This is a genomic window from Paenisporosarcina indica, from assembly GCF_001939075.1.
Lineage (GTDB): Bacteria > Bacillota > Bacilli > Bacillales_A > Planococcaceae > Paenisporosarcina > Paenisporosarcina indica.
The window spans coordinates 822,799-843,997 of record NZ_MPTA01000001.1; the positions used below are offsets into that span (position 1 = coordinate 822,799).

The window sequence follows — 21,199 nt, forward strand, 5'->3', positions numbered from 1 at the left end:
TATCCCCCGATTCTTTTTCTAAGACCTTACTAGTTTAGCAAATGTTCTAAATTTAGAGAAGATATGAAAAGAAAAATTATTCGGATTGTGAAATGTTTTTGTATCTTATCGAAAAAATTCATTCTTATTCAGCTTTATGCCCTCCAATTAATTTCGCACGTGCTCTAGCCGTTCCAGCATCTGTGTAGGACACAGCACGCAGCAAGGCTGCTGATCCATACTTGCTGCGAATCTGATCCATTGCCGCACCCAGTTTCCGTCTACGCCATTTTTCAGCTTCAAATAAGCTGAGTTGCATGGAGTGCTCAGGTTCTACATTTGACAAAGTGACGGACAAGCGCCGAACGGGTCGATCATCAAAATGCTCATGAAATAATTTCACGCACATGTTATAGATTTTCATCGTGTCGTTTGTTCCTTCTTCCATTGAACGAGAGCGATGAAACCCGCCACCAAAAGCATGCTTACTATACTCAACACCTAGATGTACGGTACGTCCGACTTTCCCAGCTTCACGTGCACGTCTTGCCACGTCCTCCGTCATTTCAAGTACGACCGCCAGAATGTCTTCCGGCTTTCGGTAATCACGAAATAAGACCTGCCCTTTGCCATAACTAATTTGCCCTGCCACAAGCGGTGCTCCTAATTCGGATAAATCAATTCCCCACGCATGGTGATAGAGCTGGTTTCCCATGACTCCGAATTTCGCTTCAAGCGTGGCTAAATCCGTTTTTGCCAAATCACCGACTGAAAAAATACCCATGGCGTTCAAATTTTTTTCCATTTGACGCCCGATTCCCCACATTTTGCTGAGTGGGGATACCGGCCATAACTTCGTTGATACGTCGTCGTATGTCCATCGTGCAAATCCTGTTTTTTTGGCATCTAAATCAAGTGCTAACTTCGACATCAACATATTGGGACCCATGCCCATCGCAGAAGGGATTTGAAACATCTCGAGCAACTCGTCTTGGATGCGCCCAATCGTTTGTTCGATTGGTCCCCACAGTTGCTCCGTCCCTTCTAGATCGATAAAGCTTTCATCGATACTGTATACGTGTATGGCTTCTTTCGGTACATACTCACTTAGTAAACGTGTAATTTCCATCGACACCCGCACGAAAAATCCCATTTTGGGTTCAATCAACCGAATATCTGGATGGTCAGGTATTTCAAATAAACGTGTACCTGTTTTAACACCAAAATCCTTTTTTAATGAAGGGGAAGCAGCTAACACAACACTTCCCTTCTGTTCTTGATTTCCAATAATGGCAATTGGGGTTTTCATCACATCAAGACCCTCATCAACTGCTGCACAACTTGCATAGAAACTGCGCATATCCAAACATACAATTTTTCGATCAGGCAAATTTTCATACATAATGCTCTTTTCCTCTCCATAGAACGTTTGTTCTAATCAGTATACACCAAACAGACGTTCTTATTCAATGAGGGTGAATTTCCTGAAAATAACAGGAAAAATCAAACAGTGGAAGACATTCAAAAAATTTAAAGGAGGGACAAGTGGTGTCTTTGCATATCACAACCACACCTTCTCATATGATTTACTATTCGACTAAAGGAGTGGTGTAATGGCGAAAGCAAACAAGTGCAAACGTTGTGGTAAATCATCGAGCAATTGTTCTAAATGTAATAAGTGTTGAAATAGAAAAAATTTTGACACCTGTTTAACCTCTCAGGTGTCTTTCTGATTATCCCGTTCAGCAAATGATTCTTGTGATAGAATTCAAATCTATTTTCATGAAGAGTATGGTAAAATAAAATAACTTATTTACACAAAAGGAGTCGAGCCAATGCTCTACCTTGTCTATCTTGCACTGATCATTACAGCCGGAATACTGATACACTACGGTATCACCAAGCATTATGAATTCAAGATGAAAGAACTGGAATGCCACAATGCAAACCAGAAAAAAATAATCAACACCCAAAACAGTGCATGATTCATGAACTATCCATCCTCTAAAGGATGGTTTTTTTATGGCACCTATTAAAAAACTCATACATGGCATGTTGTTTTATATTTGTGTGTTAACGGAATGATTATTAATTGTTTTCATACTGGGCATATTAAGGGAGGAGTTGGTCAGGAAGGTATTTTGAAAGGATGGGAAACCGATGAAGAAAAAGAATTTCACTGCAGATGATCGCGAGCTTGCCACTGGACCTTATTTAGATAATCCCGAACAAGTGGACACGGACAAAATAAGTTTATTTGATATGCATGAAGATATGCAGACTGTCGATTCGATTTCAGTTGCAGAGTTAAACAAGCAGGTAATCAATGATCCAGCAAGAAAAGTGACCATCGATCCTTCTGCAAACGAGGAAATCCACCCGAATTAAATGAATGTATGGTTTAATAGGACAGCCCCCTGGTGCAACTTAATACCGGGAACTGTCCTATTAAACCATATTTTCGGCAATCCTTTTCAAGGCTTTTGCACGGGAAACAATAAAGTCTCGCATATATTTTTCCAGAAACAATTTATCGGCAACCACGCCGATCGGACCGAATGGTGACCTGTAGTGAAAACGATCGATCATCATCGTTCTGCCTGACTCTTCGAAAAACAGATGAGTATGAACAAAAGAGTGGAAGGCTCCCTTTACCATAACATCGACAAATTGATTGGGTCTATCCATCAATGTCACTTCAGCTGTAAGCCTTTGTCTCATACCAAAGTGTCTAGCCTCAAAAGTCACCGTGTCCCCAGCTTCCAATAACCCCTGTGTCACTCCACTAACTGCCCTTTCCTTTGTATGGGAAGTCGTTTGTGTATGTATATCTACATTTCTTGCAAGATCAAAACAAACTTCAATGGGTGCTTTCACGAATTGTCGATGCTCAATAAACGGCATTTCCACAGTCTCCTTTGAAGCATTTTCCTTTGACACCTAATTGCGCAAAAGTTATCCTTCGATAACCAGATCGGCTTTTCCCATCGGCTTCTCTGTCCGAAGATAGAATTCTTCTGCCTTCCAATATCGATTCCGTAGCTTATCCATATGCCTCTTTGCAGCGTCACTTTCACGAAGATACCTCGTTTCCCTCGAACAATCCACATACACCACCATATCAAAGAAACTTCTCCACTCCCTGCGTTGAAGAAAAACTCCTTCTATTATAATCAAGCACGCGTCTGGCAGATCTATGTCCTGGATGCTATGGGTATCCGATTCATTATCGTAAAATGGCAGGCTAACCTGATTTAATCCCTTGAGTTGTTCGAAGAAATTCCGGCTTAACCAGTCAATGTCCCACTGAAGATGATAATACTCGTACCATTGATCGTGACCGGTGGCGTAACGTTTTTCCCTTTCCACAATGTGGTCGTCTATATGAAATAGATGAAACGGCATACCCGCTTCCGTCAAATGCTCACTGAGCCTGTCACCTAATGTAGTTTTTCCTGAACGGCTCAATCCATCCAAACCCAGGATAAAACGATTCCCGCTTTTGATTTTTGGAATCTGTTTCATCAGAGCCATTAAATTTTTCTCCATTATGAACACCTCTCCCTTCCAGATATTCATGGCTATTTCCAGAGGTAAACACCTTCTTATCTCATCATAGCAGTTTCCCTTCGAGCTTCAAGCGGGTCTTTAAAAATAGAAAATAACCCATCTTGGTTGCAAACTCCAGGATGGGTTATTATTAATGTTTCACTTTGTTTGTTGACGTTAAATAAATCAAAGAAAGTACAAGTACATCAACTTTCTTATATTAGACTCTGTTAAAGGATAATGTTGATTTTCGCTGCAACGCACTTTCATGTTTCGAAGCTAGTGAAGCCATGCAGGACAGGCGGACGGTCCGTGAGCCTCCTCGTCGCAGGCTCCTGCGGGATCTCACCTGAACACGCTTGTCCCGCTGGAGTCGCCGCCTTTTACTACAATCACCAAAATCTTTAAATAGCAGGTAAACGCGGAAATTAAATTGTAGATTTATTTTCTTCTTCAGGATGAACAAGGGCAAATTTTTCCCAGGCTCTGCTTTTCCATCTGAAGTACATGATAACTGCACGCGTCCATTCATCTGTCGCAATTGCCAACCAAATACCAGGGAGTCCCATATTCAGGTGAAAAACAAAAAAGTATCCCAAAGGCAGACTCATTAACACCATTGAAAAGGCACCGATGATCACAGGGAATTTCGCATCCCCGGCTGCTCGTAGTGAGTTGATGATGACAATATTCATTGTCCGCCCGGTTTCGAGCAAAATACTGAGTAACAGAACGGTCGTCGCTATTTTAATGACATCTGCATCATTTGTAAACATGCCGATGAGCTGGTTACGGAATACAACAATAATCACTACCATAGTTATAGTAAAGACTAGAGCAGATTTCACACTGGAGCGCACTCGCAGATAGGCTTCCTCTTTCTGATTGGCCCCGACTAATCTTCCCACAATGATAGCCGTACCCATCCCAATAGCAATGGCAAACAAGTACGTAAACATTGATATATTCATGGCATACTGTCTAGCAGCTAATGTTTCTGCTCCTAAATACGTCGCATAATATAAGAAGACCAGTTGACACGCTTGGTACATAACTTGCTCAAACGCCGACGGAATTCCTATGCCCAAAATTTTGCCAATGAATTCCTTGGAAAATTTGATGTAATAATGAAACTGAATTCGATATTCCATAACTTGATAGAGTAACCAAAAGAAGACAATGAGTGCAAGGAGACGGCTAACGACCGAAGAAATAGCTGCACCCTTAACTCCCAATTCCGGAAAACCGAAGTTACCGAAAATTAGCAGATAGTTACCAATGATATGAATAATGTTCATTCCCAATGAAACGAACATGGTTTGTTTTGTCCATCCATGTACTCGAATAATGGCGGCTAACGAATTAATGATTGCTTGAAGGAATATAGCACCGCCCACTATAGACAAATAATGTTGAGCGTATTCTAACACTTCTCCTTGTAAATTCATTGCTGTCATCATTTGATTGGCAAATATTAGATAGCCAGCACTGATCAAGAGTCCGATTCCTAAATTTAACGTGACTGCAACCGCAGATATTTTCGATGCTTCCATATATCTCTTTGAACCTAGATACTGGGATACAACAATCGCTGCCCCATTTCCTACTACTTCAAGTACTAATATCGCTATATGAATATACTGGTTCGCTGTACCAACGCCCGATACGGCATCATCCGATAGCGCACTGAGCATAAAGGTATCAGCGATTCCCATTAGCATAAAAAGAAATACTTCTAAAAAAATGGGCCATGTTAAGTGAAATAAATTCAACTTTTCACCATGTCCTTTTGTTGCCTTAATCGTTGCCATTAGTTTTCCTTCTCGCTACTTAAATTTTCAACCAAGATAATATAGTAACATAATTGACTTTGTTCTTTGTATTTTTTATACCAATTTAAAAAGGTTAATAGCACGAAAAACCTATTTGACAAAATTCAACAAAAATATGATTTCCCTAAGAGAATGACATATAGTAATTGTTAGCTTGTTCAAATTATTTTCCGAAGGGAAAACTTGTTGGATAAGCTTAAATTAGTTTATTCCCTACAGAAAAGTTTTCTAATCCCTCAAACCATTCACTTCACATGAAACCCACTATAAACAGCAGCATATGCATTCAAGGTTTTTCGTATTTTGGCAAACGAAAGACAAGGCTTTCCTAGTTCTAGATCCAATGAATAGATCGCCTTCCACATCCTCATATTAACGATAAAGGAGATGATCAAATGCCACGTAGAAGTGACAATCAACATGTTGAAACAGCCCCTCATTTTGACGGGAAACAAGAAAACATAATAAATGACCCTACAGCATCCGCTGGCTCAATGATGGGTGTCCAAAATGAAACTAAAGAGGAATTCGCACGGGAAAACCCATTCCATTACACCCCGAAAGAGGATCCAGAAATGAAAGAGTTCGAAAAATTGATGAGAGGCAATATAGTAAAAAATAAATGACGGTTCGACTAAGAACCTACAAAAGTCAAACACGCCTACTACTGGAGTAGGCGTGTTTGTGCAATATCTTTCAAAACTTCTGATGTCTATCTTAAAAGCTCTACATCTTGCAAATACATCGAAAGCTGCTTGCCTTCTCCATTAACAACTAATATTCCGTCTTCTGTAAATCTTGGCTTGACTAGACGTTCTTTTATTTGACTAAACGTTGGCAGCTCTACAACGCCATTATTTTCGATTTGAAATAATTTAACAGTATTTGAATCATGTGTAGGTACACTTAATGCGACGAAATCTTCATACACTGCATACGCATCGGAAATCGGAACATTAACCTCATGCAATTTGTCATCCTCTAAATCGATATACGCCAAAATCGAGTCTTCACCTTCGTTATAAAGCATCGTAAAAACTTTATTATCGGTTAGTGTAACATTATAAGTAAATTCATAAGGAACTATATATTCTCCAACTTGGACTTGTGTAGTCAAATTGTATATAAAAAGCGTTACATTATTCTTGTTACCTGTTTTAAATTGTTCAGGAATGACCAGTAAACCGTCATGGATTGCACTTCTACTACTTGCTCCCTCACCTGTCAGTTCGTGAATTTCCGTTTCTTCCCAAGTCGTTAGATTGAGTTTTTTATAACCGATAAACGAATTTACATCTCCAATGGACATATACGTTAAAGTATCTCCGTCCAATTGAAAATCACTTGTCATCTGGGAATTAGAAAATTCATTCAGTTCATGACTAATTCGATTTAATATATATAGCTTACTTGTAGTTATGTCTTCCCAAACAAGCCACTCTCCACTTACTGCTAGTTCATATATTTCAGCGTTATCTTTCGGTTCTACAAGCACCCTTTTTGTTTCTGTCTCAACCGAATACGAATAGATGCCATTATGATCCGTGTAAATCATTTCTTCTGTGTCAGCTACATAAACAGCGTTAATCAATGAAGGATATTCTACGTCCGTGATGGTCACTTTTTTTATCGATTCACTTAACGGTTCATTTATCAATGGCTGATATGCACTTTCTTCTGACCAGTCTTGAATATATGGAAAGCTTAGAAATCCAGCTAAACAAATTATGGCCACACCAATAGCTATCGGTTTTAACATTCGCGTGCTTGGGAGATTGCGACCATGAATTCGCTTGTTTGCTTCGTTCAGTATTTTACGCTTTTGCACTTCGGACAATGTAATATGACTTGGTACAGATTCATCTAAATGCCGTTTAATGTTCTCTCGCATGTTCAATCTCCCCCTCGCTTATTGTTAAACGTGCCATTTTCCGCCCTCTTGCCAATCGTGTTTTCACTGTGTTCGCTGAACACTTTAATACTTCTCCGATCTCCATAACCGATAATTCAGCATAATAATGAAGCCACAATACCTTTTTATATTTAAGTGGCAATTTACCTATCATTTGTGTCACATATTTCGTATTTTCTTGCATTAAGAGCTCTTTTTCCGGGGTTTGGTTAGCGACTAGTAAGGAACCCACTAAACTAGAAAGTTCCGTCTTTCGGTAAGACCAACTCTTAAAATAGTTATGACATTCATTCACCGTAATACGATATAAGTAGGTTTTAACACTAGAGCGTCCTTCAAAGTTTTCGAGATGTATGTAATAGCGGATAAATACTTCTTGCACAATATCTTCAGCTTTAGCTTCATCTTTCACAAAGGCATAGGCAAGGCGAATTAAATAATGACCAAATTCATCCATTGCAGTCGTCAGTAATTGGTCTCGATCTTGCTTGTTCAATTCATTCCCCTCCTTTCCTTGTTACCTGTTAGACAAAGCAAACTGGATGATGGTTTCATTTTCAAGAAATTCCCTTTGAAAGTTAACTTACTCATAAAGACATTACTCTTCACACTAAATTTAAATCTATTTTATATGGGAATACAAACTTAATTAATAGGTTTCGCCCATCTATTAACGATTATCTGACGATATATTAGAGTAATAGTATGGATTTTTCAAGGGTGGTCGGTTTACATCCCCATCAGAAAGGGGGTGGTCAAGGTGACAATATTCGAAAGTCTAATGTTTGCACTTGCTTTTGCTTCCTTAGTCATGGCAATAATGTCAAATAACCAAAAAAATAACCCACCCTTTAGTTTTCGCAATTAGGTGGATTATTACTCTGAAGTTTTGCCGATTCCCCTTTTGGGAAACCAGCCTATTATAAGACCAGATGGTGTACGTGCACCAAATGGTCTTTTATATATTTCTATTATACATATCATATACAAAAACCTTCTGATTGTCTCAACATTTATATGACTAACTTAGAGAAGTGCTTTCGCTTTCTCAAGTTGTAACCGAACTTGATCAAACCCAGTGCCACCTAGTGAATTACGTCGTTTTACTGCCGCAAAGGGTGATAACACGTCATATACATCTTCATCAATTAAATCGCTTGCCGCTTTTAAATCACCAATCGAAAGGTCGAGCAAGTAAATTCCTCGTTGAATACATAGAAAAACGAGCTTTCCTGTTACATCATGGGCTTCACGAAATGGCATACCTTTCGTTGCTAAATAGTCTGCAAGTTCCGTAGCATTTGAAAAGTCTTGATGTACCGCTTCATTTAATCGGTCGGTATGAATCGTCATCGTACGAACCATTCCTTCAAAGATTTTCAATGAGCCCAATAGCGTTTGAACCGTATCAAACATACCTTCTTTATCTTCTTGCATATCTTTGTTGTATGTTAAGGGTAACCCTTTTAGTGTAGTAAGCAAACTAAATAAGTTTCCGTATACACGTCCGGTCTTCCCACGAATTAACTCTGCCATATCAGGGTTTTTCTTTTGTGGCATAATACTAGAACCTGTTGCAAACGCATCGTCGAGTTCAATAAATTGAAATTCTTGGCTCGACCACAAGATGATTTCTTCGGCAAAACGTGATAAGTGCATCATTACTAGTGATGCATTACCTAAAAATTCCACGATAAAATCACGATCGCTCACCGCATCCATGCTATTTGCGTAAACTTGCTCAAACCCGAGGTAATTGGCTGCTTTTTTACGGTCAATTGGGAATGTCGTACCTGCAAGTGCCCCAGCACCAAGTGGTGAGATATCGATGCGTTTGAGCGATTCAGACAGGCGTTGTTGATCACGCTCAAGCATCCAAAAGTAAGCCATTAAATGATGGGCAAAGGAAATGGGTTGTGCTCGTTGTAAATGCGTATAGCCCGGTGCAATCGTTTCGACATGCTGTTCTGCTTGAGTTACCAAGGCTTTTTGGAAAGTTTTAATACTATTGATAATTTCTTTCACTCTATTTTTCAAAAAGAGATGCATATCTGTTGCTACTTGATCGTTTCGACTACGACCTGTGTGGAGTTTTCCACCAACAGGTCCAATCAACTCAATAAGCATTTTTTCTAAATTTAAATGAATGTCTTCGTTCGCTATCTCAAAAACTAATTCATCGTTCGCTGCTTTTTCTTTTAACTGCTCAAGACCGTCTAATATTGCTACTACATCCGCTTTTGGTAAGATTCCACAGTCACCGAGCATTCTCACATGAGCAATGCTACCTGTTAAATCTTCCATGACGAGTTGATGGTCAAATCCAATGGACGCACCAAATTCATCTACCCATTGCTCAGCTGACTTTTGGAAACGTCCTCCCCATAATTTGGTCATGCTTTCACCTTCTCTACTCCTTTATTGACCATGGCATTCACTTTAGTTGGTAGACCCCATAGCTCAATAAAGCCCACTGCTGATGCATGGTTGAATTCATCTGCTGTAGAATAGGTTGCTAATTTCTCATCATATAAGGAATTTGGCGATTTACGTCCTTCGACAATGGCATGCCCTTTGAATAATTTAACACGAACAACACCATTTACGTACACTTGTGTTTCTTTAAGGAATGCTTCAAGCGCCACTTTTAATGGGGAGAACCATAAACCTTCATAAATCAGTTCCGTTAGCTTTTTCTCAATTACCGGTTTGAAATGGGCTAATTCTTTTACAAGCGTGATGTCTTCAAGTTCTTTGTGTGCCAGCAATAATGTATGAGCACCCGGTACTTCATATACCTCACGTGATTTGATCCCAACTAAACGATTTTCGACGTGATCGATGCGTCCAACCCCGTGTTTCCCGGCAACTTCATTTAATTTTAGAATCAGTTCCGATAATTTCATAGAAGTTCCGTTTAGTTTAGTTGGAACCCCTTTGTCAAATGTGATTTCGATGAAATCTGCCGTATCAGGAGCATCTTCTAGAGCAACGGTTAAATCGTATGCATCTGCTGGAGGAGTTGCCCATGGGTCTTCTAAAATGCCACATTCGTTCGCACGCCCCCATAAATTTTGATCAATTGAAAAAGGACTATCCAAATTAATAGGAATCGGAATGTTGTTTTTCTTCGCGTAGGCAATTTCTTCATCACGAGACCAACCCCAAGTGCGGACAGGTGCAATAACTTCCAGAGATGGATCCAATGCATTGATGGAAACCTCAAAACGGACCTGGTCATTCCCTTTTCCTGTGCAACCATGGGCCACTGCCTGCGAACCTGTTTCATGAGCAATTTCAACAAGTTTTTTTGCAATCAACGGACGAGATAAAGCCGAAACTAATGGATATTTGTTTTCATACCAAGTATGAGCTTGTAGTGAAAGCAGTGCATATTCATTTGCAAATTCGTCTTTTGCATCAATCATGTAGCTTTCAACAGCACCCACTTGGATTGCTTTATTCTTAACGGAATTTAAATCTTTTCCTTCTCCGACATCAAGACAAACTGCAATGACATCATACCCTTGTTCTTTTAACCATGGAATTGCCACTGATGTATCTAGACCACCTGAATATGCGAGCACCACTTTTTTGTTCATTTACAAAACCCCCCGAATGTATGTTTATTCACAAATAATGAATTAATATACACCGATACTATCATGGAATAAAAATGTAATCAAGTGAATTTTCATACATTAATAAAGATTAATTATTCAAAAAAATAGCAACCACATAGGGTTGCCCATAAGAAAATCTATTTCTTCATAAAGAAGTTACGACCGACCTTTTCAATGATTCCTGGGGCCATACCGTACATTTTACTGGAAATGCCCATATACCAAGGAAGGTTCACTTCTCGTACAGGGCGATTAATAACACGTAGAATTCCATTCGTCACTTCATCAACTGACAAAAGGAATTTCTTTAATGACGCTTTATATGAACCCGTCGAATCGGCTAAATCCAAAAATGGTGTATCTATAGGTCCTGGGTTAATCGTCGTTACATGTATCCCATAGGACTGTACTTCCATACGAGTTGCGTTTACAAATCCTAAAAGTGCGTGTTTTGTTGCTGCATAAACAGCTGCCTTAGGAGTAGCCACTTTGCCTGCCTGAGATGCCACATATATGAGGTGACCTGATTTTTGTTTCATCATTTCTGGAAGTATCCGGCTCGTTAATTTCATGGGTGCCGTGACATTGACACGCATCATTTGCTCAATTTGTTCATCTGTGGTTTCATGTGCGTATGCGAATGTGCCAACACCTGCGGAAAAGATCACGATATCAAGAGGTGGGCATTGACTGATCACCTTTTCAATTGCCTCATCTTCGAGCAAGTCGGCTTGGATGGTATGTATGCCTAAAGCAATTAGTTCTTGAAGCACACTTTTTGAACGGCCGCTTGCATATACGTTATACCCTTTTATATGTAGCTCTTTTGCAACTTGTAAACCTACACCACTAGTTGCACCTGTGACTAGAACTGTTTTACGCTTGTCCATATGAGAATACTCCAATTTGATCACACGACTCAATTGCAAGTCCCTCTGCTAGTAAATAATCTATCTGACCGATTGTTTCAGACAGAGTCAATCCGAGTTCTTTTTCATAGACAGTAGGGAATAATCTCTGAGTTATTTCGAAAATGGTTAGCGGTTGTTCTGCAATCATCGCATGTACTTTCATCGCACGGGCATGTTGTTTTTCTAGGCGGTGAACAATGAGTTGCTGAACATTTACCACTTCGTTGCCATGTCCACTATAGATTTTCTCAACTGGCATAGATAGGACTTTTCTCAGCGATTCATTATATTGCAGCATGGCTTGTGGTCGGCCTGCGTTTGGATCAAGTGGAGGCTCTATTAAAGGATTGGATGAAATTTTCTCCAATATATGGTCTCCACCAATCATAACCCGATCTTCTGCATGCCAAAATGACACATGACTCTGAGCATGACCCAATGTTTCAATGACAGACCAACCTGGATGACCTGGCAATGTGTCTCCTTCTTCGATCGTAACGTCGAGAGGACGACTACCCAAATAAGCCACTGGCCGTTTCATTTTCTCTACCCAAGAGTGATAATGTTCTGGAACACCTTCTTCTATTAATCGCTCCAAGTAAAAAGCATCATGGTAAGCAAAGAAACCAGGATCTCTCGTTAGCCATAAATCGTTATATTTATGTCCATACACTTTTGCTTGTGGAAAGGCATCAATCCAACCTGCATGATCTGGATGATGGTGTGTTAAAAACACTTGTTCTACATCTTTAAACGTATAGCCTGCTTCTTTTATCCCTCTCTCTAACGCTTCATAGGCTTCAGGAGTTTTAGGACCAGCATCAATTAATGATAATGAATCCCCTTTTAGTAAATATGAATTGACATCCCCTACAGCGAAGGGAGTTGGTAAAATAAGTTTATGAATCATATGGCATTCTCCTTAAAATGAATCACTATTCACTCTATTGTACAAGTTTTTATGATGTTCGTCACGTTTTCATGACCATGTCTTTCGACTATGAATTGCAAAGAATGCACGTAATAAAATTCATCCTAATCCAATTTCATTTTCTACACTCCTCGTTTTGGACAAGCAACATAAAAAGAGCATCGACTTTGAATGCTCTTTTCATCACCCTATTCTATTCGCATTAACTCTTTTCCATTTAAAAGCCAATCCTTTATCTTCTCGTATTCGGATTGCAATTGTTCATGATCCAGTTTAAGTTTCTCATAAGCATTGGATAGATCATCATAGGATGTCATCGCTAGTTGCAGATGGTCGTGAATTTCATTTGGTTTTTTGGTTCGACTCAATTTTTGTAAGTTGTACTGTTTCCGCAATGTTTTATTCCACCTGAACCCGCATGCCTGCTTTGTACGGTCGAGAATCGTGGCAGTTTCTTCAAAAGCCTGTAGTTGTGTTTTTCCTTCACGAATAAATGTTAAAACCGTGTCAGCAAGAACTTTATCATCTTCAACCGTCCAACTATCTTTTCTTGTTTTCTTATCCAAAACATCACCCCCGCATTTTTATTACTATATGCAGAGAGAGACTAAACTTTAACAAGTTATGAAGGGTTAATGAATCATCTGTCTGTTTTCTGTTATTCAAGCCTAAAGCAGATGTTTATTAATTTGAAGATTTCAGGACCATATCAAAAATTCGGGTTTTCGCGAATTATTTAAATGATTCACAAAGGCATCTTTCTAAGTGCCTGGGTAATTAACTTTATGGTTGTACTGTACTTCTTGCTTCCTTATATGATCTAGCTAATCTAGCATTACTTACTGTTTTACAATTTACCGTCTATTTAATTACAAATCATGTCATACTAAATAGAAAATTTTGCTAAATTATATGTTGTTTTCAAATAAAATATGTTACAATTAATTTACTATTCGGAAAGGGGTGAATAATATGAAAAATAAGTTTAAAATCGTTTTATCTGCTGTGTGTCTTGCTGCAATCTTAGTAGGACCAAGCGCAGCATTCGCAGGTGAAAGTCAAAACAATTTCTGTCATAAACCTTGTTTAGAAAGAACGTGAATTCATTTTTATTATTTTTGGTAATAAAGCAATAACATCTTTGTAATCGACCTTTCATTGTAAAGTTAATAATTGGTCAACAACAGCCAACATATGATTGGCTGTTTTTTTGTGCATTTTGTATCTACTATGTTTCTATTAGAATTAATAAGTATGTTTGAAATCCCAAAACTATGATCTGTATGTAAATTAACAATTCCATAATTTGTCGTCGAATTGAATAATGGATCAACCTCGTGTGCTGTATAGTTATCATAGAGTGCATGAGACATTCTTATCACGCTTTTTTATCATGATTATTCAATATCATCCGACAGGGAAAAGCAAGACCGCCAAAAGCCGTCACATTCCGTTTGCACCGTATGATATGTCACCTTTCATCCCTATTCGTTCTTGAAAGTTAAGAGGCTTTCATTCGGAAATTTTTTTTGATAATGCGCAAGTGCAAGTAGAGGAAAAATATATCGATAACTATGATAATGAATATAGAAACTGCCAGCCATTCCCTGTCCTTTTGGATAAGATGTTGTCCAGTCATCTTTATCATTATTTTCTAAAATATATTTGATGCCGGATACTATTTCTGGTGTAAGTTCATTTTCAGCAGCAATCAGCGCATCCAATGCCCACGCTGTATGAGTTAACGTACTGGCTCTCAATGGAATGTACGTTTTCCTTTTGTCACTTTTACAAGACTCTCCCCATCCCCCATCCGAATTTTGAATATCTCGGAGCCATTTGACTGATTTTAGAATAGAAGGATGGTCCGATGGTATACCTGCTGCAACAAGCCCGGTTATAGCAGCCCAAGCACCATAAATATAACATATGCCCCATCGGCCATACCACGATCCATTCGGTTCTTGATGATCGAATAACCAATTCACACCTGACTTTATAGAGTCGTGACTCTTCTTTAAGTTAGTGAATTTCCCAAAAAACTCCAATGTTCTTCCTGTTAAATCTGCACTTGATGGATCTGCGAGTAAATATTCAGCATCTTGAATTGGTATTAAAGACAAAATGCTTTTATTCACGCCTTTTTCGAAAGATGGCCATCCTCCATCATCATTTTGCATTGAAAATATCCAGTTGATTCCTCTGTCCCAAGATGTTTGGACCTTGGGATTTTTATTGACAGTTTTGCAGATTGACCTTAAGGATGCAGTAGTATCATCAATATCTGGGTTCATTGTATTTACATTTGAGAAACCCCATCCCCCTGGAAGACTATGTGGACTGTGTATGACCCAGTCCCCATATTTAAAATGCTGTCGTGTTAATAAAAATTGGTTTGCTTTTTTTATAACGGGATCTAATTCGGAAACGCCTGCTTCTTGCAGGGCATAACTAATTAAAGCTGTATTCCATACAGATGCTGTGGTGAATTGCATATGAGTCTTCCCGTCAACTTGGCATTTCATAGACTTTAATCCGTTTACCGCATGAATAATTGTGGGATGATCTTTCTTATATCCAAGGGAAAGCAACGCGAAAATCAGCAGAAATGTCGAACTGAAGTAACTGTATAAGGTGCCATCTGGTTCAATTCGTTCCAGCATATACTGTTTTGTCTTATCTACCGCAAGTTCCTGAATTTGCTTTGGCAAACCAATTAGGTCCTCAATTCTTTTTTGAATGGACAAAAGAAAAGGGCTCCATTCATTTAAGAGTACCCTTGATAAATATTCTTCATCCCACCGGTTATGATTCAAAATATATAAATCTGAAATGTTTGGACTTTTATGTGTTTTAATTATGTATTTCTTATCAGCGAGAATCATGATTGGAGCGATATTTACTCTACCAAAGACAGAAAAGTCGAAAAAATTCATCGGAAATGAGTGTGGTAGTAAAATGAATTCTGTCGGGATAGTGACAATTTTTGCCCATGAAAATTGTCCTGTTACTGCCAACATAATTTTTGTTAGTAAATTACTTTTGTCTATTCCCCCATTTGATAAAATAAACTGTCTTGCTATTTGCATTCGTACATCATCGTGAGAACAATAGCCGGAATATAGAAGGGCGTAATAAGCTTCAATCGTGGCAGCTACATTACCGTCATCTTCTTCATCATAATACAACTTCCAAGCCCCACTATCTTGTTGTTTGCTTAAAATCCGATCTACTAGTTCCTTTATTAATTCTTCATCATCAATTGTTAAAGAACGTAATAAAATAATCATATAGGCATCCGTTGTAATACCTGTTTCAAAAGGATAATTCCAAGTTCCTGCCTCAGATTGATCCTTCTTCAAGTTACTTATCATTCGTTTAATTTCGTCTGACAGGGTATCGTTCACAAAATTCGTCCTTCCTGTAGCATAAATTCAATACACCTAAACATATTCTTTTAGTTTTTAAAAAATGCGAGAAAGTGATTAAGTATCTTTAGTCGGAATCCAAACCCATAATCCCTAGAGAGTATGAATAAACCATTACTCACTTTTCCATTCGCTATTGACATTTTCTTGACCTGATGTTTATAATTTGAATAATTTAGAAATTTCGGGCTTTGATAAAGAATAGTAATCGTGTTGAAGGAACCAAGAGAGTGTGTTCATCGGCTGTAAGACACACACCCCTCTCACTCGATGAACCTACTTTGGAGCTACCATGCAAACATGGTCGTGCCTTCGCGATAAGAAGGAATGAGTTGTGTTCAAAATTATTTGAGCAAAACAAGGTGGTACCGCGGAAACATGCGTTTTCGTCCTTTTATAAGGACGGGAGCGTATTTTTTTATGCAAAGAAAAAGGAGGAGTCGCAATGAAAACGATCGTATTTGTTGGAGCAGGTTCAATGGCACAAGCAATGATTCATGGCTGGATGAAAGAGGATACGGTTTCCCCCGATGACGTCTATGTGATGAACAAATCAGATCGAGCTAAATTGTCTTCTCTAAAGGAAACTTATGGTGTCAATCTCGTGTGTGAAGAAAAAGAAATTGTGAAAAAAGCTGATTTAGTGATATTAGCGATGAAACCAAAAGATGTTCAAGCAGGCATGGAAACAATCGCCCCTCTTCTACCTTCAAATGCAGTTGTGTTATCCGTTCTAGCGGGTGTACCGATGGAAACGATTGAACAAGGGTTAGGAAAGCGACCAATTGCTCGCTGTATGCCGAATACTTCAGCTAATGTCGGAATGTCGGCTAGTGCGGTCGCTTGGAATAATCAGATACAAAACGATGAGAAAAAAGAGATTCTTCACTTGCTGCAAGCTATTGGAATAGTAAAAGAAGTGGAAGAAGAACAATTGCATGTAGTCACGGCATTATCTGGCAGTGGCCCTGCTTACATTTATTACTTTGTCGAAGCGTTTGAGTCAGCTGCCATATTAGGTGGACTTTCTTCAAAGGTGGCAAGAGAATTGCTTGTTCAAACACTTGCGGGATCTGCAGAAATGTTAAAACAATCCATTGAACCCCCAGCAAATCTCCGAGAAAAAGTGACAAGCCCAGGTGGCACAACTGAAGCGGGTATTCAATCGTTACAACAAAACGGCTTCACCGAAATACTTGCAGAATGTTTGAAGGCCGCGGAAGCACGTTCTCGTGAGCTTGGTAAGCTCTATTTATAGAAGAATTTGTTATAATACGAACATATATGGAAGGAGGCATTTAAATGGCTAAGTTATTTGATGAATATACAATTAAAGACATAACCCTTAAAAATCGTATTGTGATGGCCCCTATGTGTATGTATTCGAGTCACAATGAGAATGGTCATGTGGAAAATTGGCACCGCGTCCATTACCCGACTCGTGCAGTTGGGCAAGTGGGACTTATCATTGTAGAAGCAACCGCGGTTCTACCGGAAGGCCGTATTTCATCGAGGGATTTGGGTATTTGGAGCGATGAGCATATCCAAGGATTATCCGAAATCGTGGATTCTATGAAAGCCCTTGGTTCAAAAACCGGTATCCAATTAGCGCATGCAGGTCGGAAAGCAACAGTTGATGGTGATATTTTCGCCCCTTCTCCACTTGCATTCAATGATCATTACAAAATGCCAGTCGAAATGACGAAGGAAGATATAGCTAAAACAATAGAAGCATTTAAACAAGGAACCATTCGGGCGAAGAAAGCAGGGTTTGATGTAATAGAACTTCATGGTGCCCATGGTTATTTATTCAATGAATTTCTCTCTCCCTTAACTAATAAACGATTGGACGAATACGGTGGCAGTGACGAAAATCGCTATCGCCTGCTACGCGAAATCATTGATGCAGTTCGTACCGTATGGGATGGACCTTTATTTGTCCGTATTTCTGCATATGACTACACTGAAGGCGGCATGACACCTGATGCATATGTAACGATGACGAAATGGATGAAAGAACAGGACGTGGATTTAATCGATGTGAGTTCAGGTGCTAACGTTCCAGCAACCATTGATTCATATCCTGGGTATCAAGTGAATTTCTCTGAAACCATTAAACACGATACACCAATCGCAACGGGTGCAGTTGGCATGATTACTTCCCCACTACATGCTGAGGAAATTTTAAAGAATGATCGTGCTGACCTGATTTTCTTGGCACGTGAATTACTACGCGATCCTTATTGGCCTTATCGTGCAGCCAAAGAGTTACGTACAGAAATCAAGTCACCTATCCAATATGAACGCGGCTGGTTGTAAGGAAGAAACTTAAATGAATTTTAGGGATCAAAAATGGACCAATTTCCATTAACGGGTTCTGTTATGAAGTACAAAACTTTAAAATGTATAAACAAAAAACCATCAATTTGCAACTTAAATTGATGGTCTTTTCTTCTTGTTATATAAGACTTTTCCTTCTTCATTGACTAAATCTGTATTCCAATTGGTATTGGTAACCAATCTAATCCTAATTTCAAAGGTTTCAATGTTTTCTCTAATGTTATAGTTGTAACTTTTTAATAAGCAGTAACTCTATAATTAATGATTAATTAATCGGAAATCGAAACTTAAACTAAAGCATCCGTTAGTTGAATAAGAAGATGACTACTATAAGGTGTTATTTATTTTTTGACTTAACAAATGAACTCGCTTTAGATAGTAATCCCTTTTAGCAGAATCATTTATTAAGGTGGTGAATAATATGGATAACATTAAAGCAGTATCTAGTCGATAAATTGACTGTATAACTTCTTCAGTATTTATGATAATGTCTACATTTTTGTATCCTTTTAGAAATTCTTCCTCAATCAACTCTTGTGATTCGGAAATTCTCATTAACTCCATAATCGGATTACCAATGAATGCATTATCCCAATCTATAATCCCTTTAATGACCCCATTTTCCCCTATTATATTTGGTGGTCTAACATCAAGGTGGAGTAAACAGTCCTTTGTTTGTGTAGTATTCAGAATTGCTTCCATTTCCTCTGAATCAGGAATAAGAATACTACTATTTAACAGTTTACATAGTAAATGAACACGTTCTGTTATTCTGTTAGAAATAATATTACTTAATGTTCGTTCATTCTGGTCAATGATTGATAAATTATTCAACGGTATCTTATGTATTTTAGAAGTGAGTTGTCCAACATCGTAGGAAGGTACCTCTTGAGAATCTCCCGATATAAAATCAGTTACTAAAAAGTTAATTTCTTCACCTAAATAAAGCTTATGAACTTTTGGTACTGGGATATTGTATTTCTGACAATGTTCGGAAATAGTTGCTTCTTTTTTTAATGAAATAATGGCACTTAAATCTATATCATTCCTTATTTCTTCTGTTCTCCAAGGAGTTCTGATAGCAAGCATTCCCAAATTTTTTTCTTTAATCAAAAAAACAGCATTATTAACTCCATTACCTATAAATTTCATTTCAACAATCTGCCATTCCAGACTGTTTAAAACATTAGCAATGCTAATTCTTAACGTTTCAATTTTATTATTTGTTAATCTCATAGACCAACCACCTTTGTAATCAAATAATAAGTATTTTATCTATTAGATGTTTTTAGAGCAAGTTTAACCGATGTACTTATTTGCTCTTTGAACACACCATTTTTATCAATAGCTAATAATTCCGCTTTTAAATGTTTTTCAAATAAATTGACGTTTTCTCCTAGAAAGCGTTTAGCACCAAAAGAAGTAGAATAGTGATTTCCGATTATAGAGTCCAGTGTCCATATCTGCTCATAGGAAGGTATATGATGAACTTCTAGATCGAACTTTGAACTTAATATTATTTCCTGATGGCTAACTGTTGGATGACTGTATGTAATATTTCCTGCTCTCCTTTCATTCCCATACCAATGTTTTACAACTTCTTGTACTGTCTGTTGCCAAGGTAGAAGCACTTCATTATGAGAGTAAGTATCTATAATGGCTATTCCGCCACCAACAGCAACCATTTCGTATAAACTTTCAAGGATCCGTGGTCTATCCATCCAGTGAAATGCCTTTGCAATAGTTACAAATCTAAAGGTCGTGTTGGTATTACGTTTATATGTTTCAACATCACCAATAAACCACTCTGTATTTTCAACCCTAATTTCCTTACTGAATCTTTCAGCCTCCTGAATCATCTCAGGCTCCGTGTCCAACCCTACTATTTTTTCAAACCAATCAGAAAACCTTAGTGATAATCGTCCATCACCGCATCCCAAATCCAGCATGTTGCCATTCCCATCTAAAGAAAACCTATTTCTTAAATATCTTATTAAACTAGCAGAATATAATGGTCTATATCGCGAATAATACCACGCTGTGCCTTTAAATAAATCTTCCCCATAATCTTTCATTGAGTAATCCCCCTTACTTTAGCCTTTCAAGTCTTCTTCTACAACTAACCTGCAACGAGATGGTCTTGTTTAACTAAAGCACCACGTTAGTTCAACATTCAATATTAGGATATTTAATTACTTCACACAAGAAAAAGCCAGCACAATTGGAATTCATTGTCTTCTAACAAATTCATCTTCACTACTAAAATGTACACGCTTTGGTATCGCGTTTATCCCCCGATTGCTTACTAGTAAATGACGAAGTTGTAAGTGTATGCTGGTCCCATGAAGAAGACTACCTGAGTAAGAATCAACTTCCAAAATTAAAGAACCCAAAGTAGGGAAGCTGATTCCAAAGTATTTAACCGAACGGGAGATTGACCATCTTTGTGAATCCTATTATTCCACAATGGAAAAGCGGTTTTTGAATTCATGTTTTCTATCGGCTGTCGAATTGGAGAAATAGTTTCGTAAGAAAAGAACCATATTAATTGATCCAATCAATCCGCGATCGATAGAGGAAAAGGCGATAAGGAGAGGAAAGTTTATTTTAATACACACGTTGTGACATATGACTTAAACGCTATATGGAAAGCCGTAATGACCATAATTCAGCAATCTTTGTAACAGCAAGACA

General features: G+C 38.3%; 18 protein-coding genes and 1 other annotated feature. Of the genes, 4 read left to right on the forward strand and 14 right to left on the reverse strand.

The annotated features are described in order from the left end of the window. Window positions 1–124 precede the first annotated feature (124 nt). The gene (locus tag GY23_RS03900) at window positions 125–1,381 is read right to left on the reverse strand and encodes a Y-family DNA polymerase (protein ID WP_075617881.1); all 1,257 of its coding nucleotides are present in this window, start codon (window positions 1,379–1,381) and stop codon (window positions 125–127) included. A 758-nt stretch (window positions 1,382–2,139) separates the two neighbouring features. Between GY23_RS03900 and GY23_RS03905 the strand changes: the two genes are divergently transcribed. After that, entirely contained in the window at window positions 2,140–2,367 is a 228-nt protein-coding gene (locus tag GY23_RS03905) for a hypothetical protein (RefSeq protein WP_075617882.1), read from the forward strand. A 60-nt stretch (window positions 2,368–2,427) separates the two neighbouring features. On the opposite strand, the gene GY23_RS03910 is transcribed toward GY23_RS03905, so the two are convergent. From GY23_RS03910 to GY23_RS03920, 3 genes are all read right to left on the reverse strand, one after another. Continuing rightward, window positions 2,428–2,883: an SRPBCC family protein gene (locus tag GY23_RS03910; protein WP_075617883.1), complete on the reverse strand. Its 456-nt coding sequence runs from the start codon at window positions 2,881–2,883 to the stop codon at window positions 2,428–2,430. Window positions 2,884–2,934: 51 nt separating this feature from the next. Further along, window positions 2,935–3,531 carry a kinase gene (locus tag GY23_RS03915; RefSeq protein ID WP_425434961.1) on the reverse strand — a complete coding sequence of 199 codons (597 nt, stop codon included), beginning with the start codon at window positions 3,529–3,531 and terminating at the stop codon, window positions 2,935–2,937. A 425-nt stretch (window positions 3,532–3,956) separates the two neighbouring features. Beyond that, window positions 3,957–5,339 carry an MATE family efflux transporter gene (locus GY23_RS03920; protein ID WP_075617885.1) on the reverse strand — a complete coding sequence of 461 codons (1,383 nt, stop codon included), beginning with the start codon at window positions 5,337–5,339 and terminating at the stop codon, window positions 3,957–3,959. Window positions 5,340–5,755: 416 nt separating this feature from the next. Here GY23_RS03920 and GY23_RS03925 point away from each other — a divergent pair, with 416 nt between their 5' ends. Beyond that, the gene (locus GY23_RS03925) at window positions 5,756–5,986 is read left to right on the forward strand and encodes a hypothetical protein (protein WP_075617886.1); all 231 of its coding nucleotides are present in this window, start codon (window positions 5,756–5,758) and stop codon (window positions 5,984–5,986) included. An 86-nt stretch (window positions 5,987–6,072) separates the two neighbouring features. Here the strand turns inward: GY23_RS03925 and GY23_RS03930 are convergent, their stop codons facing one another. From GY23_RS03930 to shc, 8 genes are all read right to left on the reverse strand, one after another. After that, a complete protein-coding gene (locus GY23_RS03930; protein ID WP_075617887.1) occupies window positions 6,073–7,251 on the reverse strand; it encodes a hypothetical protein in 1,179 nt (392 codons plus the stop codon). Continuing rightward, window positions 7,235–7,768 carry a sigma-70 family RNA polymerase sigma factor gene (locus GY23_RS03935; RefSeq protein ID WP_075617888.1) on the reverse strand — a complete coding sequence of 178 codons (534 nt, stop codon included), beginning with the start codon at window positions 7,766–7,768 and terminating at the stop codon, window positions 7,235–7,237. Before GY23_RS03935 ends, GY23_RS03930 begins: the two co-directional genes overlap by 17 nt. Before the next feature lie 530 nt (window positions 7,769–8,298). After that, window positions 8,299–9,669 (reverse strand): argininosuccinate lyase, encoded by a 1,371-nt coding sequence (gene argH, locus GY23_RS03940; RefSeq protein WP_075617889.1) that lies wholly within the window; start codon window positions 9,667–9,669, stop codon window positions 8,299–8,301. Then, window positions 9,666–10,874, reverse strand: a complete 1,209-nt coding sequence (locus GY23_RS03945; RefSeq protein WP_075617890.1) for an argininosuccinate synthase — start codon at window positions 10,872–10,874, stop codon at window positions 9,666–9,668. Before GY23_RS03945 ends, argH begins: the two co-directional genes overlap by 4 nt. Before the next feature lie 158 nt (window positions 10,875–11,032). Further along, window positions 11,033–11,785: an SDR family NAD(P)-dependent oxidoreductase gene (locus GY23_RS03950; RefSeq protein ID WP_075617891.1), complete on the reverse strand. Its 753-nt coding sequence runs from the start codon at window positions 11,783–11,785 to the stop codon at window positions 11,033–11,035. Beyond that, window positions 11,772–12,716: an MBL fold metallo-hydrolase gene (locus GY23_RS03955; protein ID WP_075617892.1), complete on the reverse strand. Its 945-nt coding sequence runs from the start codon at window positions 12,714–12,716 to the stop codon at window positions 11,772–11,774. Before GY23_RS03955 ends, GY23_RS03950 begins: the two co-directional genes overlap by 14 nt. A gap of 209 nt (window positions 12,717–12,925) precedes the next feature. After that, window positions 12,926–13,303: a transcriptional regulator gene (locus GY23_RS03960; protein WP_075617893.1), complete on the reverse strand. Its 378-nt coding sequence runs from the start codon at window positions 13,301–13,303 to the stop codon at window positions 12,926–12,928. Window positions 13,304–14,221: 918 nt separating this feature from the next. Further along, window positions 14,222–16,144 (reverse strand): squalene--hopene cyclase, encoded by a 1,923-nt coding sequence (shc, locus tag GY23_RS03965; RefSeq protein ID WP_075617894.1) that lies wholly within the window; start codon window positions 16,142–16,144, stop codon window positions 14,222–14,224. A 203-nt stretch (window positions 16,145–16,347) separates the two neighbouring features. Next, window positions 16,348–16,562, forward strand: a binding site (T-box leader). A gap of 48 nt (window positions 16,563–16,610) precedes the next feature. On the opposite strand from shc, the gene proC reads away from it, so the two are divergent. Next, window positions 16,611–17,423 carry a pyrroline-5-carboxylate reductase gene (gene proC, locus GY23_RS03970; RefSeq protein ID WP_075617895.1) on the forward strand — a complete coding sequence of 271 codons (813 nt, stop codon included), beginning with the start codon at window positions 16,611–16,613 and terminating at the stop codon, window positions 17,421–17,423. A gap of 44 nt (window positions 17,424–17,467) precedes the next feature. Then, complete coding sequence (gene namA / locus GY23_RS03975) at window positions 17,468–18,484, forward strand: NADPH dehydrogenase NamA (RefSeq protein ID WP_075617896.1); 1,017 nt, start codon at window positions 17,468–17,470, stop codon at window positions 18,482–18,484. Window positions 18,485–18,832: 348 nt separating this feature from the next. On the opposite strand, the gene GY23_RS03980 is transcribed toward namA, so the two are convergent. Together GY23_RS03980 and GY23_RS03985 are read right to left on the reverse strand one after the other, a co-directional pair. After that, window positions 18,833–19,741 carry an aminoglycoside phosphotransferase family protein gene (locus tag GY23_RS03980; RefSeq protein WP_075617897.1) on the reverse strand — a complete coding sequence of 303 codons (909 nt, stop codon included), beginning with the start codon at window positions 19,739–19,741 and terminating at the stop codon, window positions 18,833–18,835. 35 nt (window positions 19,742–19,776) lie between these two features. Further along, window positions 19,777–20,580 carry a class I SAM-dependent methyltransferase gene (locus GY23_RS03985; protein WP_075617898.1) on the reverse strand — a complete coding sequence of 268 codons (804 nt, stop codon included), beginning with the start codon at window positions 20,578–20,580 and terminating at the stop codon, window positions 19,777–19,779. Window positions 20,581–21,199 lie beyond the last annotated feature (619 nt).

Excerpts from the sequence above, each read along its gene's own strand:
- GY23_RS03900 (WP_075617881.1), bottom strand. The coding sequence starts at position 1,381 with ATGTATGAAAATTTGCCTGATCGAAAAATTGTATGTTTGGATATGCGC.
- GY23_RS03905 (WP_075617882.1), top strand. The coding sequence starts at position 2,140 with ATGAAGAAAAAGAATTTCACTGCAGATGATCGCGAGCTTGCCACTGGA.
- GY23_RS03910 (WP_075617883.1), bottom strand. The coding sequence starts at position 2,883 with ATGCCGTTTATTGAGCATCGACAATTCGTGAAAGCACCCATTGAAGTT.
- GY23_RS03920 (WP_075617885.1), bottom strand. The coding sequence starts at position 5,339 with ATGGCAACGATTAAGGCAACAAAAGGACATGGTGAAAAGTTGAATTTA.
- GY23_RS03925 (WP_075617886.1), top strand. The coding sequence starts at position 5,756 with ATGCCACGTAGAAGTGACAATCAACATGTTGAAACAGCCCCTCATTTT.
- GY23_RS03930 (WP_075617887.1), bottom strand. The coding sequence starts at position 7,251 with ATGCGAGAGAACATTAAACGGCATTTAGATGAATCTGTACCAAGTCAT.
- argH (WP_075617889.1), bottom strand. The coding sequence starts at position 9,669 with ATGACCAAATTATGGGGAGGACGTTTCCAAAAGTCAGCTGAGCAATGG.
- GY23_RS03945 (WP_075617890.1), bottom strand. The coding sequence starts at position 10,874 with ATGAACAAAAAAGTGGTGCTCGCATATTCAGGTGGTCTAGATACATCA.
- GY23_RS03950 (WP_075617891.1), bottom strand. The coding sequence starts at position 11,785 with ATGGACAAGCGTAAAACAGTTCTAGTCACAGGTGCAACTAGTGGTGTA.
- GY23_RS03955 (WP_075617892.1), bottom strand. The coding sequence starts at position 12,716 with ATGATTCATAAACTTATTTTACCAACTCCCTTCGCTGTAGGGGATGTC.
- proC (WP_075617895.1), top strand. The coding sequence starts at position 16,611 with ATGAAAACGATCGTATTTGTTGGAGCAGGTTCAATGGCACAAGCAATG.
- namA (WP_075617896.1), top strand. The coding sequence starts at position 17,468 with ATGGCTAAGTTATTTGATGAATATACAATTAAAGACATAACCCTTAAA.
- GY23_RS03980 (WP_075617897.1), bottom strand. The coding sequence starts at position 19,741 with ATGAGATTAACAAATAATAAAATTGAAACGTTAAGAATTAGCATTGCT.
- GY23_RS03985 (WP_075617898.1), bottom strand. The coding sequence starts at position 20,580 with ATGAAAGATTATGGGGAAGATTTATTTAAAGGCACAGCGTGGTATTAT.